This is a genomic window from Clostridium sp. (assembly GCF_036642255.1).
In the GTDB taxonomy this organism is placed as follows: Bacteria; Bacillota; Clostridia; order Clostridiales; family Clostridiaceae; genus Clostridium_J.
The window spans coordinates 15252-29217 of the sequence record NZ_JAVWDJ010000042.1; the positions used below are offsets into that span (position 1 = coordinate 15252).

Sequence of the window (13966 nt, forward strand, 5' to 3'; positions counted from 1 at the left end):
ATGCAGTACCAAGGACAGATACTTAGACATGAAATGAAGTATTATATTAATAAAAGTGTTTATCATACCCTGAGAAATCGCCTTAAAACCGTGATTTTTACAGATTCTAATATGAAGAGGGAAGAGGGGTACTTAGTCAGCAGTTTATATTTTGATGATATGTATCAGTCAGCCCTTAAAGAGAAGCAATCAGGAATTAGGTTTAGAAAGAAGTTTAGAATTCGCTGTTATGATTTAGAGGATAAGTATATAAGACTAGAATGTAAGAAAAAATACCATGAATTCATATCAAAAACCAGTGCAGCGCTTACCAGAGATGAATATGACTCTATTTTAGCTGGAAGTTATGAATTTTTAGGACATAGGAAAGAGGATGTATGTAAAGAACTTCTTGCCTATAATAAAACCAGACTGATGAAGCCAAAGGTAGTAGTAGAATATATGCGTGAAGCCTATGTTCTACCTACTGGGAATGTAAGAATTACCTTTGATAAGGATATATCTGCGTCTATAGGGAATTACGATATGTTTGCTAAGGACTATATGACAAGAAAAGTACTTGAAGAAGATATTATGGTGATGGAAGTAAAGTTTGATGATTTTTTACCAACCCATGTTTTGAGTATTTTGAAAACAGCAATGACAAATAAATGTGCCATATCAAAATATGTGATGGGTAGGGAAGAGAAGAGGAGGATACAACTTAGATGAATAATTTTTCTGATATATTTAAAAAAGGGTTTTTACAGGAGACAGGAAATCTCACCATTGATGGATTTATAATGTCCATGTTAGCAGCTTTTATCTGTGGAATGATTGTTTACTTTGTATATAGACAATTTTTTAAAGGAGTTATCTATAACAATAATTTTAATATTTTACTTGTACTAACAGCCTTAGTGACTTGCTTTATTGTTATTGTAATAAGCTCTAATGTGGTATTGTCACTAGGTATGGTTGGTGCTCTTTCTATAGTACGTTATAGAACTGCTGTAAAAGATCCACTAGATGTAGGTTTCTTATTTTGGACAGTGGCAGTAGGGGTAACCTGTGGGGCTGGGTTATATATAATTTCTTTACTTGGAACAATTTTTATTGCTGCAATTTATATTTTATTAGTAAAGATAAGAAGCGGCAAAAGAGTTTATATTTTGATCATAAAATATACAAATGAAGCTGGAAAAGCTGTTATGAGGGAAATTGAAAGTATCAATAAAATTTTAAAAAACAAGACAACCTCTAAGGGATATACAGAGCTTACCTATGAAGTACGTCTAAATGGTGATAATACAGCCTTTGTTACAACTCTTTCAGAAATTGAAGGGGTAGAAAACGCAGTGATTGTTGAATTTACAGGTGATTATTTTGAATAAAGCTGTATCCTGTGTTTCGGGTTCCTGAGAAATAGAGCACAAACAATAAAATGAACAATTTTCTTATTTAGTGTCAAAAGCGTATATGAGATATTTTCATATACGCTTTAATTTACAAGATTTCATTGAATAAGGAGAAGCTAGAATGAATAAAGATTTAATTAATCATAACTCAGATGAAAAAATAGAATCTTTAAAGAAAGAGATTGAAACTGTTAAAGATAAATCTCTTATTGGTGTTATCTTTGAGTATTTAACAGATTTTATTCTTGCAATAATTTCATTTTGGCGTTAAGGATATAATGTGAAGAGAATTAAGGGAAGTGATTTCTGGATTCCCTTAAAAATTGAATACTATGAGCATTGTTCTAAAACATAGTTTAATGTTTAAATAAAAACTAAAATAAAAACTAAAATAAATATCATAAATTAAAGGGAGCAAAATAAAATTATGCTCCCTTTAAATTCTTATTTATTACATTTCAACACAATGGTGTTACCAAACCTATGAGTAATCTCAACCTTTGAGAACCCTGCTTCATACAGCATTTTTATCTGATTTGGTACTGTGCATGGTGTATCGTAATGATATTCAAGTTTTTCCTCTAATCCCTGTTCTTCTCTCAAGGTTTTCACGTTTTGAAAAAATTCATTCTCAAGGGCCTGTGGATTTTCATTTTCTAGCTCTGAAATCATATAGTCGCTTTCGATATACACTCCACCATCCCTTAACGCACTGTGAATATTACGGTAAATCTCGGTCTTTACTTCGTGGGTATAATGGTGAAGAGTCATTACAGAAATCACAGCATCATAATCCTTGCTACTATAATCATAATCCAGATAACTCATATGAAGTAGCTTAATTTGTCCTCTGTCATACTCCCTTTTATACTTCTCTTTAAGATAATCCAGCATATTTTCAGCTATATCCATTCCAGTGATATGAATTTCAGGAAATCTATTGAAGATTGCTTTAAGTTCTAGTCCAGTTCCAATACCAAGGTCTAATAAATTCTTTGTTGATGCAGGCAGCAAAATTGCTATAACCGTCTTACTCTCAAGACCTCCATCAATATGTGAGGTATGCACCTCATCATAATTTCTAAATCTAGCATTAAAAAATTCATTCATTTTTTCAAGTTTACCCATATTAATACATCCTTCCTTCATGTGCATGAGTTTTATTAATTTTCATCCATGAATAGCAAAGGCTGCATATTTTCTTATTGCATGAGCCTATTGCTAAGCAATATTAATTAGTTTCATCATAAAGAAACACCTACTTTTCTTAATTATACTATTTTACCATTATACACTAATTGTAAATACTGCACAATAATGTAACTTGACTTCATAGAGTTGTTAAAATTCCAAATAAAGCCATCACGGGGTGTTAATGAATTTTCGTTGATTGCCTTCATAAAAACGTCAAAATTTATCTATACACTAGCATGACCTTCTATAATTTATTTGGAAAAAACTTTATAGATACTAAAAATGAAAAGAGTTTCTAATTAAGGTGTTTATAGAGTTTTTAATAGAGCTTACAGCATAGGCCACAAATTTGTGTTTATTTGGATTATAAAGTTCTACACATTTAAACAAAGTGATAAAGGTTTCATTTCTTAAGTCATCAAATTCATAGCCATTCACATGGGATTTTTTTGATAGGTTTCAAATGAAGGGAGTAAATTTTTTAATTAAGCGCGCCTTTCAGTGAACATCTACCTTCTTAGAAAGTAGAGCTAGGGTTTCGATTTTTTCTAAAATCATTAATATTTCTCCTCTCAATGGAAAATTATGCACTAGTGGCATATATCTTTGTTGAGGAGGTTGATAAAATGAGTAATGCAATGATAGAAACATTAGATAAATTAAGGTTAGCAATAGATATAGGCCATAATGTTAAGTTTGATAGTGGGGCTGTGGGAATAAAAAAGGAGGATTCATTGAACTTTGAGGTGGGCTCAAAGCTTATGAATAAATGCAGGGAAGTAGGAATTAAAGTTATAGACTGTACGCCGAAAAATCCTACAAGTCATAAGGATTCCTTAAGTAAGAGGGTTATTATTGCCAATGAGGGAAACACAGATTACTTCATATCCATTCACCATAACGCATGTCCAGGGGGCTATGGTACGGAAATACTCTGTTATCCAGAAGAAAGAGCAGAAAACTTTGCAAATAAAGTCTTGTCTGAGATTGTTAAGCTAGGTTTTAGAAACAGGGGAGTGAAGCACAGAGCTGATTTATATGTGCTGAGAAAAACGGAAATGCCTGCAATACTAATTGAATGTGCTTTTTGTGACAGCGAAATTGATATGAAGGGCTATAATCCAGAAAACATGGCTGAGGCAATATTTAGGGATATTTGTAAAGCTCTCAATTTAGACTGTGAGATTAATGTAGAGAATTCTAAAGGGGATTTTCTTTCTGGAGATTCCAAGGATTCAAATTCAAGTGGGGCTGAAAATAAGGGTGAAACTTTTTATGGCTTAACCCAAATATAAGTACTTATTCACCCCAAAATTAATATAATGGAAACAAATAAGTAAAATAAGGTGAAGAACTGTTATGAACTATGGTGGCATAGAAAGCTCAAGTTATAAAAATAGGGAACAAGGTCCTAAAAGTATATATAATTTGACTCAAGAAGAATTTAATAAATATTATTTAAGCGGAAATTATGAAGTGTATTTCATAGAATACTTTGGAGATATAGTATCTGCATTAGCTCCTATTGAGTACGCAGATGTTTTTATCACTGAAAAATTTTTTGCCATATTATTTGTACAAAGAGGAATGCTAGCTACTTTAAACGAAAGGGTTCCTGAAATTGCTGGTATCCAGAGAAACTTTATCTATACTCTATCAGAACTTACTGTAAATAACGAAGCAACTTCTTTAGGTAGTGTATATGAAGGTAACATACCACTAGATGGCGAGGGAGTAGTAGTTGGAATTATTGGCACAGGTATAGATTACATGAATCCAAGATTTATCACTGAAACAGGGGAAAGTAGAATTGTAGCTATATGGGATCAAACAATAGCTAGAGAATCTGTTAATGGAGAAATTCCCTATGGCACTGAGTACAGCAGGGCTATTATAAATGAAGCAATAAGAGCTGGTAGTCAAGGCACATCCCCCTATGAAATTGTAGCCCATAGAGATGAGGTAGGTCATGGCACTGCTATAGCGGGGTTAGTTGGGGGTAGGAGTCTAGATGAGCTTTTAAAACTAAAGAGTGTAGCTCCAAAATGTGAATTTGCCATTGTAAAGCTTGAAGAAGCTAGAGATTACAACTTAGAAGCTGTTGGCATAGCACCAGGTACTAAAAATGTTTACCAGGCTGTAACTATTGCATTAGCAATTAAATATCTATCAGATTTACAGTTAAGGCTCAAAAGACCTATGGTGGTATGTCTACCTATGGGTTCAAATTTTGGTAGTCGTGATGGCGGTGCAATAATGGAAAGATATATTGATAGTTTAACAAGAAGAAAAGATTTTTGTATAGTTACAGACACTGGAGACCAAGGTAGAGGACTTACCCATGCCAGTGGAACAATTGAGTCAGCAGGGAGCACAGAAGATATATTTATAAATGTAGGAGCAGAACAAAGTACTTTAGCTGTATCAGTTTATATCAAGAGGCCAGATAATGTAACATTTAGTATAACTTCCCCCTTAGGTGGCACCATTAGTGAAATTCCATTACCTTCAATTAATGAGCAAAGCAAATATCTAAACTTAGAGGAAAACGGTATAAATATTGAGTATTCTGCTCAGGAAACGGTGAGTAAAGTTGTAAGGATTACTATGATAATTAAAAATACATTTCAAGGGGTTTGGAAGATAAGTATTTTGGGAGAGTATATCGTCAGTGGACTTTATGATGCATGGTTACTGAATTCACAGTTATTGAGAGGAGATACTAGGTTTTTAAATCCTGATCCCTATACAACTCTATTAACTCCTAGTACATCAAATAACATAATAGTCACTTCTAGTTATAACCAAATTACCAATACCATTAGGGAAGTATCAGGTAAAGGATTTCCTCGAGACGGAGTAATTAAACCTTCCTTTGCAACTGCAGGAACTAATTTTTTAACGGTGGGACTAAATAATTCACTAGTAGTGGGAAGTGGATGTGCTATGTCAAGTGCCATAGTAGCTGGCACATTAGCATTAATATATCAATGGGGAATAGTTCAAAAAAGAAATACTCAGCTTTATCCTCCAAATCTAAAGAACTTTCTAATTGCTGCAACAGAAAAAGATGATGATAAGATATATCCAAATGAAGAATGGGGATATGGTAAGTTAAGTATTAATAAATTATACGAAATTTTGCTTGCAGTAGGTAATAAGGTTAGTAGTAATAATACTACTAATGAAAGTATCAACAATAATAATACTACAACAGCAGCTATTAGGGTTCCTGTAAGCTGTACTGGAGATGAATCTAATAATTATTTATTTATAAGTATACCTTTTGAAATATATAAGAGAATAAACAAATGATACCCTTATTATTTAAGGGTATTTTCGCTTTGTGGATTTAAATAATAAGAATGAGTATATTTTAGTCACTAATATATTTGATTAATTTTTTTTCTTTTTATTGAGGGACAGGTTTTTTAAGAAATAAAAGGAAAATTGGCTTCACTAAAGCTAGTATATGGAAATTAAAATTTAAAAAGCCGTGGATAAGTCTGTAGAAGCTAATAAACCAACTATGAATTATATAAATGGAATTCTTAAAAATTGGGTAGTGCAAGGATATCCAAAGCAATGGGAGGGAGTTAAAAATGGAGGCAGTAGCAGCACAAAGGGAAATAATGCAAGAAAATCCAGTGAGTTTGTGTCAAAGGAGTATAGAGACCTCACAGAAGAGGAGTGGGCAGACCTTGAAGCAGGGCTCTTATAAATGCGAAAAATGCAGGGATACTGGATGGGTTTTAGTACCCCAGGAAAAGTATTCGCCCTTAGCTGTGAGCTGTGAATATAGGGAACTTGAAAAAGTAAAAAACACCTGGATAACATCTGGCATAAACCCTGAGTTATGTAATCATAACTTCTCAAATTTTGAAATTTGGAATGAAGCCTCAAGAAATGCCAAAGCTGCTGCAGCAAATTATTTTAAGGATTTCAGCGCCATAAAAAGATATAGACACAACAGCATTCTATTATGTGGTGAGGTGGGAAGTGGTAAATCTCATCTTACTATTGCCTTAGCATTAAATCTGTTAAAGAAAAACATAAAAGTAGTGTATATGCCATATAGGGATATAATAACAAAACTAAAGCAAAACATGCTGAATGAGGAGTTTTACCAAAGAACTATTTCAAAATATCAAAGCTGCGAGGTGCTCCTCATTGATGATTTGTTTAAGGGAAAGATCACAGAATCTGATATAAATATAGTGTTTGAAATCTTAAAATACAGGTATCTAAATCATCTGCCTATTATAATAAGCACAGAGTTTCTTATTGATGAACTATTGGACTTTGATGAAGGTGTGGGGTCAAGGATCTATGAAATGTGCAAGATTTATATGGTGGAGATTGAAAAAGGGAGAGAGGGGAATTTCAGGATGAGGTAGAAAAACAAAAATCACCTCAGTGGTGATTAACAAGTGTAAACACAATTTGTTTTTCTAATGATGAGTTTAATCTATGCTCATTGGTGTATAAACATTGTATTTGAAAGCTGGGTATATGTTTTCATTAACCATTTTGCTTTCTTTCCTGTTGGCACAATATGCTTTTATGGAAAGTGTCTTTATCATCATATTGTCATACACAACGCTGGTTTTTATGGCGATATTTTCAGTTCTTAAAATATCTGCAAACTCTTTGCCACTATGCATGGTGTCTGCTGTGATATCAAAGATGTAAAGCTTCTCCTTCTCAGATTTTTTAACTGCAAGCCCTGGAATTAGAGTCCCGATAAATGTTGCGGCACATATGGCTATGATAGTAAGGACGCCATCTGACTTTGCCATCCTTACAACAGCAACCATGTATATAGTTGTAGACAACGCTGCTAGTAAGCTTGAAAAGAAGAACTTTTCCCGGGCCAGATATATATTTTTCATTGTGCCTAGAGTGTTGTCCAGTAGTTTTAGTAAAAATACTATTAAAATTTCCATGTTACCTCCGATTTCTGTTGCTATAAAAAAATAAAAGACTCTTGCTATCAAAATCACAAGAGTCAAATAATATCTTAATTTATGAATAAAATTATTTTGCGCAATAAGGCGCATTCTTCTGTAACTTTATTAGTATATCACAAAAACATGTTGATTGTCAATATATTAATATCTAAGTATGAAAAAGCGGTTAGCAAGAATTGAATAAGATTTGTTTTGCTATTAACTGCTCCGTCTTTTCTATTTTATTATTGTGAACACTATGATTAGGGCAGAGCTTACTTTAATAATTTACCACAGAGGTGATTAATACTAATTATCACTTCGACAGGCTTTCTTATTACAAAACTATTTCTGATCATACTTTCAGATCGTATCTTATTGGTTATTAATAAGGATAAAACATTAGATGGGCGGGTAAATACACCTTTGTATTAAGAGTAAGAATGTCATAAATGTAGGAAATGGCGCATTCCCTTACCCAATCATCTTCTTACCATTTATAAGTTCTGCCTTTGTACCAACAGATACTATGCCTTCAGTAGTACGTGTCTTTGAAGAAAACCAACCTGTAACTCCTATCGTAGAAGCTTTTCGTAATTTATTAGCAAATCAACCAGTAGGAAAAGATATCTTGGTTGCTCTTGCTTAGTGTATAGCAATAATAGTTGTTGCTTATAGCTTTGCCATGAGAATATATAAAAAATTATAAAAGGTTGCTGTTTTTGGAACAGGTGGGCATTTGTAAAATTTTGTGATGTCACTCATACTGCTAGTTATATATTTATATAATTTACTGTAATAGTATTTATATCAGAAAGGCTACATTATCTATATTTACACATAAATTAAGTAGGGGTGCAAGTAGGTAAAGAAGAAGGGTAAGGAGGCTAGTGTTATGTTAGAAGGGAAATGTCCAGTGACAGGAAGAACAAGCAGAGCAGCGGCTGGTGGGGGAACAACTAATGAGTATTGGTGGCCAAATCAACTTAAGCTTAATGTTCTTCGTCAAAACTCAGAACTAAGCAATCCTATGTCTAAGGATTTTAACTACGCAAAAGAATTTGAAAAATTAGATTATTATGAACTAAAGAATGATTTATATAAGTTGATGACAGATTCTAAGGAATGGTGGCCTGCTGATTATGGTCACTATGGACCATTCTTTATTCGTATGGCTTGGCATAGTGCTGGAACTTATAGAGTTGGTGATGGTAGAGGCGGTGGAGGGCAAGGATTGCAACGTTTTCCACCACTTAATAGCTGGCCAGATAATATTAATTTAGATAAAACACGTCGTTTACTTTGGCCAATTAAAAAGAAATATGGAAATAGAATATCTTGGGCTGACCTTATGATATTGACAGGTAACTGTGCATTAGAATCTATGGGATTAAAGACAATCGGTTTTGGTGGTGGCAGAGTGGATGTTTGGGAACCACAGGAGGATATTTACTGGGGCAGTGAAAAAAAATGGCTTGAAGCTCACCGTAATAAAGATGAAAAAGAACTTGAAAATCCTCTTGCTGCTGTACAAATGGGCTTAATTTATGTAAACCCTGAGGGACCAAATGGAAACCCTGACCCTAAGGCATCAGCGAAGGATGTAAGGGAAACCTTCGCTCGCATGGCAATGAATGATGAGGAAACTGTTGCACTTATAGCTGGTGGACATACTTTTGGTAAATGTCATGGTGCTGCATCACCTTCCTATGTTGGACCAGAGCCAGAAGCTGCACCTATTGAACAGCAAGGACTTGGGTGGAAAAATAGTTATAAAACTGGTATGGGTCCAGATACAATAAGTAGTGGGCTTGAAGGTGCATGGAAAGCAGAGCCTACAAAGTGGACAATGGGCTACTTAAAAACCTTATTTAAATATGAGTGGGAATTAGTTAAAAGTCCTGCAGGAGCATATCAATGGTTAGCTAAAGATGTAGATGAAGAGGATATGGTAGTTGATGCCCATGATCCATTTAAAAAGCATAGACCTATGATGACCACAGCAGATTTATCACTTATTTATGATCCTAGTTATAGATTAATTGCAAAGAACTATCTAAAAAATCCTAAAAAATTTACTGAGGACTTCGCCAAAGCTTGGTTTAAATTAACCCATAGAGATATGGGACCAATATCAAGATATCTTGGACCAGAAGTTCCAAAAGAAAGCTTTATTTGGCAAGACCCAGTGCCAAAGGTTGACTATAAATTGATTAATAAAAAGAATATTTCAGAGCTTAAGAAAAAGATTTTAGCTTCAGGGTTGTCAATGTCAGAACTTGTTACAACAGCTTGGGAATCTGCTTCAACCTTTCGTGGTTCAGATAAGCGTGGAGGGGCAAATGGGGCAAGAATTCGCCTAAAGCCACAAATACAATGGCAAATTAATGAGCCAGAAAGGCTTAGCAAGGTTTTAAATACCCTAGAAAAAATTCAAATAAGTTTTAATAGTTCACATTCAAAGGAGAAGAAGGTTTCTTTATCTGATATTATTGTATTAGGTGGATGTGTTGGTATTGAAGAAGCAGCTAAAAATGCAGGGTACAACATTACTGTTCCTTTTACTCCAGGACGAACTGATGCAACACAAGAGGAAACAGATATAGAGGCATTTAGTGTTCTTGAACCTAAAGCAGATGGCTTTAGAAACTATATAAAAGATAAATATGCAGTAAAACCAGAGGAAATGTTAATTGATAGAGCACAATTATTAACACTAACGATTCCAGAAATGACAGTATTAATTGGTGGTATGCGTGTGTTAAACACTAATTATAAACAATCAAAGGATGGGGTGTTTACAAAGAGGGAAGAATGCCTTACAAATGATTTCTTTGTAAATCTTCTTGATATTGATACACTGTGGAAGGTGTTACCTGAAAATAAGGAAAAATATGTAGGTTTTGATAGGGAAACTAGGAAGAGGAAGTGGACAGCAACAAGTGTTGATCTTATATTTGGATCAAATTCACAACTACGTGCAGTTGCTGAGGTATATGCATCTAACGGCAATGAGAAAAAGTTCATACAAGATTTTGTAGCTGCATGGAATAAAGTAATGAATGCAGATCGTTTCGATGTTGAAGAATAATATTAAACAATGAACAAGTTAATTTGATTAACAACTTCATTTCAATTAAGATCTTTAGAAGCAGATTTAAACTACCAGTATAGTATCTTTTCTTAGCTGGGCAACAGTCACTTATATAATATGGCAGACTTGAAGCTTCTAAAATGTTGTTATCTAAAAATAATCAGGTGCCTTCTCTTATGGGTTTTAGGAGGTATAAGATAAAAATTCATCTTTGAATCCCATAGTTAAGAAAAAAGGACTTACCATGAGAAAGTAAGTCCTTAAAATATCACAACCAATATCATAAAATATTGTTATTCATCTCAAGAAGCTTTTTCACGTGCGTTTTTGGGCTTTTATGGTGTTTCACCATATGAATATAGAAAAAAACAGTTGCCAATTTCAAAATATTATGCAATGCATAATTTTATTGTTGAAAGTAATAAGGACGGATATAGGATGAAAAATGAAGTTATTTACAATATTCAAGAAGAAATATCTGAAAAATATAAAGCAAATGTACTACATATATTAAATGGTAGTTGTATGATGGACAAGTTTAAAAAAAATAGATGGGTAAACGAAAAATTTACCTATATTCCATTTAATGAAGCGATGTGTTGGGGTGATGCAGATGAAGAGATATTTTCAGATTTATTTATTAAAAAAAGAGTGCAGTCACTCAACACAACAGTAGAACTGTATAGGAGTATAGTATTGAATCCATTAGAACCATTATTAATGGATAAGTTTGATACAATAGTTTTATGGTTTGGTGATGATATGTTCTGTCAAATTAATATGCTAACTATACTTGCTTATTTAGAGCAATGTAATTTTGAAGGAGACGTATTATTCTGTATGGCAAATGAAATTACAGATGAAATGCTACCAGATGCCTATGAAATTGATATAAATGGAAGCTTACAAAAGTTTAAAAGTATAGTTTGTAAAAAAGAAATGACAACTGAAAAATTGATGCCTGTAATGTACCAAGCTGTGTCATTATATTTAAACTATAGGGATAAAAATAGTGAGATCAATCGTTATATTATGCAAAATATAAGCAAAGAGAACAGTAAGTTAATCATTGATTTATTAAAAATTTTCCCACAGTATGGGTTAGGAGACTTACAATATGAAATGTTAATTAAGAATCTTAGAAAATATAGTTGCACTTTAGAATAATACCATATTTATGAAGAATATTTACCTAAGTATAAAATAGTAAAACTTGAGGATTGGATTAATACGATGAAAATGTAGGGAAATCCTTTTTGTTTTAGGAATCAAATAAACTCTTTTAAAAGTAATAGGGTTTGATATAGAGATGTAATTATACACTGCTGCATGATGATGTAAAGATGGGATTAGAATTGACAATTGTGTTTTTCATTGCTATTCTATATATAGAATAGCTCTGTATTGTGGCTTAGTGACCTTTCATTTTCAATAAGAAAGAATAAATCATGGTTGAATGTGAACTAGTGATCAAAGCTGACCCAACTAATCTACTAGTTCCTAAAATATGAACAGAGCAAATGGATTACGCTTAGAGATATGGAGTATTAAAAAGATATAATCATATATGTGCGTTAGGAGGTTTTATATTGACTCAAATTGAACTTGTGCTCCTTGGTTTACTTTATGAAAAAGATCGTTACGGGTATGAAATAGAGTCGGTTATTGAAGAACGTAAAATTAGAAATTGGACAAAAATCGGCTTTTCTTCAATCTATAATTCATTAAAAAAACTTGAGGAAAAAGGTTTCATTGCCTCAAGATATGAGGAGGAATTTGGAGCCCCTCCTCGCAAAGTCTATTTTATTAATGAAACAGCAAGGGAGTCTGTACGAAAAATAATAAAAGAAACACTTCAATCTCCGAAGCGTGTTTACAATGAATTTTCCATAGGGTTAGCTTTTTCGCATTTTCTCACTAAGGAAGAATTATACGAATGTCTTGTTAAATACCGGGATAGCCTTGAAAAAAGGCGACAAGCTATCCTTCAAAGTTATTCTGAGCAACCAATGGTACACAATATCATTCATATAAAGGCCTTATTTACACATCCTGTAAGGTTGATTGAGGCTGAGGTTGAATGGATAAATGATTTATTAAAGGAAATAAAGGAGAATAAAAATGATTATTGAAAACTTTCGCCCCTTTTATGGGAATCATTGCGAAACAACTACGGTGGGCAATCTACTTCAAAATTGTGGAGTAACACTTTCGGAACCAATGTTATTTGGAATTGGGGAGGGACTCAGTTTTATTTATTGGGATAGTAAGCAAATGGGCTTTCCATTCTTAGGAGGAAGATGTAAGCAAGATATTTTAACAGAAAAAATAGTTAAAAATCTCAATTTAAATATTGAGGTGTGTCAGACAACTTCAAAATCAAAGGCATGGGAAAATGTAAAATCTAAAATTGATGATGGTATACCAGTAGGATTAAAATTAGATTGTTATTATCTCGAATATTTTACGAAGAAGATACATTTTGCTGGTCATTATGTAACTATTTATGGTTATGATGATAAGTTTGCTTATTTAATAGATACTGATCAACAGGGGGTTAATCTCAAGACAAGTTTATTATCCCTATCAGAGGCTAGAAGTGCTAAAGGCCCAATGTCTTCAGCGAATAGGTCATTTACAATAACAGGAAATATGCCTCTTAATTTAAAGGATATTATTATATCTGCAATTTATAACAATGCATGTGAATATTTGAATCCACCAATTCAAAATGTAGCGTTCAAAGGTATAAGAAAAACAGCAAAGGTTATTGGAAGTTGGTTTGAAAGACCTGGCATTACCCCAGAATTAATCACACAAGTAGGTACATTAATGGAGAAGGCTGGTACTGGTGGAGCCTTGTTTAGGAATATGTACAGAGATTTTCTTAAAGAATGTGATGATTTATACCCAGACTTAGAACTGTATAACTCATATAAGAATTTTTGTACTATTGCGCAGATGTGGACAGAAGTATCAAAATTGATCTGTAGTGCCGGAGAGAATTCAGATGTACAAAAACTTAAAGAAGCTTCCCATATATTACTGGAAATTGCTACTTTGGAAGAAGAAGCAATGAAGTTGATTTTTGAAACCACCTCAGTTTTTGTAAAATGTAAGTAGCGGTATATATTATATAGGGGTATCAAAAGGCTTTGATTACAGTACGTCACGAGTAGATGTGGAAGGCTGGGCAAAAGACATAGGAATAAAGGATGAAAATCTTAATGATTTTAAGGAGTATTCAAAGAAATATTTCGCAGATGCTTCTTATGATAAGCCTATGAGGAACTGTTTTTGTTAAATAGTTATACTAAAGAGGAATTAAAGCT

15 protein-coding genes and 1 pseudogene are annotated in these 13966 nt (G+C 33.2%); 13 read left to right on the forward strand and 3 right to left on the reverse strand.

Annotated features, from left to right (window positions below):
- The 3 genes from RR409_RS16910 to RR409_RS16920 all read left to right on the forward strand — a co-directional run bounded on the left by RR409_RS16910 (position 1) and on the right by RR409_RS16920 (position 1668).
- Complete coding sequence (locus RR409_RS16910; protein ID WP_332558947.1) at positions 1-711, forward strand: polyphosphate polymerase domain-containing protein; 711 nt, start codon at positions 1-3, stop codon at positions 709-711.
- Positions 708-1373 (forward strand): DUF4956 domain-containing protein, encoded by a 666-nt coding sequence (locus RR409_RS16915; RefSeq protein WP_332558948.1) that lies wholly within the window; start codon positions 708-710, stop codon positions 1371-1373. The genes RR409_RS16910 and RR409_RS16915 overlap by 4 nt, the downstream gene beginning before the upstream one ends.
- A 145-nt stretch (positions 1374-1518) precedes the next feature.
- A complete protein-coding gene (locus tag RR409_RS16920; RefSeq protein ID WP_332558949.1) occupies positions 1519-1668 on the forward strand; it encodes a hypothetical protein in 150 nt (49 codons plus the stop codon).
- A gap of 173 nt (positions 1669-1841) precedes the next feature.
- Here RR409_RS16920 and RR409_RS16925 read toward each other — a convergent pair whose 3' ends face one another.
- Both RR409_RS16925 and RR409_RS16930 read right to left on the reverse strand, forming a co-directional pair.
- The gene (locus RR409_RS16925; protein WP_332558950.1) at positions 1842-2525 is read right to left on the reverse strand and encodes a methyltransferase domain-containing protein; all 684 of its coding nucleotides are present in this window, start codon (positions 2523-2525) and stop codon (positions 1842-1844) included.
- 342 nt (positions 2526-2867) lie between these two features.
- Positions 2868-3029, reverse strand: a complete 162-nt coding sequence (locus tag RR409_RS16930) for a sigma factor (RefSeq protein ID WP_332558951.1) — start codon at positions 3027-3029, stop codon at positions 2868-2870.
- 188 nt (positions 3030-3217) lie between these two features.
- Here RR409_RS16930 and RR409_RS16935 point away from each other — a divergent pair, with 188 nt between their 5' ends.
- The 4 genes from RR409_RS16935 (at position 3218) to RR409_RS16950 (ending at position 6988) form a co-directional block, all read left to right on the forward strand.
- Positions 3218-3886, forward strand: a complete 669-nt coding sequence (locus tag RR409_RS16935; RefSeq protein WP_332558952.1) for an N-acetylmuramoyl-L-alanine amidase — start codon at positions 3218-3220, stop codon at positions 3884-3886.
- A 64-nt stretch (positions 3887-3950) separates the two neighbouring features.
- A complete protein-coding gene (locus RR409_RS16940) occupies positions 3951-5906 on the forward strand; it encodes a S8 family peptidase (RefSeq protein WP_332558953.1) in 1956 nt (651 codons plus the stop codon).
- Between the two features lie 181 nt (positions 5907-6087).
- Positions 6088-6312 carry a hypothetical protein gene (locus tag RR409_RS16945; RefSeq protein ID WP_332558954.1) on the forward strand — a complete coding sequence of 75 codons (225 nt, stop codon included), beginning with the start codon at positions 6088-6090 and terminating at the stop codon, positions 6310-6312.
- Entirely contained in the window at positions 6293-6988 is a 696-nt protein-coding gene (locus RR409_RS16950; protein WP_332558955.1) for an ATP-binding protein, read from the forward strand. Before RR409_RS16945 ends, RR409_RS16950 begins: the two co-directional genes overlap by 20 nt.
- Positions 6989-7054: 66 nt before the next feature.
- Here the strand turns inward: RR409_RS16950 and RR409_RS16955 are convergent, their stop codons facing one another.
- Positions 7055-7651: a hypothetical protein gene (locus tag RR409_RS16955; RefSeq protein ID WP_332558956.1), complete on the reverse strand. Its 597-nt coding sequence runs from the start codon at positions 7649-7651 to the stop codon at positions 7055-7057.
- Between the two features lie 319 nt (positions 7652-7970).
- Between RR409_RS16955 and RR409_RS16960 the strand changes: the two are divergent.
- The 6 genes and pseudogenes from RR409_RS16960 to RR409_RS16985 form a co-directional block, all read left to right on the forward strand.
- Positions 7971-8189 (forward strand): annotated as a pseudogene (locus RR409_RS16960) (hypothetical protein); the annotation flags it as partial.
- 246 nt (positions 8190-8435) lie between these two features.
- Positions 8436-10631, forward strand: coding sequence for a catalase/peroxidase HPI (gene katG / locus RR409_RS16965; protein ID WP_332558957.1), 2196 nt, complete (start codon positions 8436-8438; stop codon positions 10629-10631).
- A 441-nt stretch (positions 10632-11072) separates the two neighbouring features.
- Positions 11073-11801 carry a hypothetical protein gene (locus RR409_RS16970; RefSeq protein WP_332558958.1) on the forward strand — a complete coding sequence of 243 codons (729 nt, stop codon included), beginning with the start codon at positions 11073-11075 and terminating at the stop codon, positions 11799-11801.
- A 422-nt stretch (positions 11802-12223) separates the two neighbouring features.
- Positions 12224-12766 (forward strand): PadR family transcriptional regulator, encoded by a 543-nt coding sequence (locus RR409_RS16975; RefSeq protein WP_332558959.1) that lies wholly within the window; start codon positions 12224-12226, stop codon positions 12764-12766.
- On the forward strand, positions 12756-13757 hold the full coding sequence (locus RR409_RS16980; protein ID WP_332558960.1) for a BtrH N-terminal domain-containing protein: 1002 nt from the start codon (positions 12756-12758) through the stop codon (positions 13755-13757). The genes RR409_RS16975 and RR409_RS16980 overlap by 11 nt, the downstream gene beginning before the upstream one ends.
- A gap of 58 nt (positions 13758-13815) precedes the next feature.
- The gene (locus RR409_RS16985) at positions 13816-13938 is read left to right on the forward strand and encodes a hypothetical protein (protein ID WP_332558961.1); all 123 of its coding nucleotides are present in this window, start codon (positions 13816-13818) and stop codon (positions 13936-13938) included.
- Positions 13939-13966 lie beyond the last annotated feature (28 nt).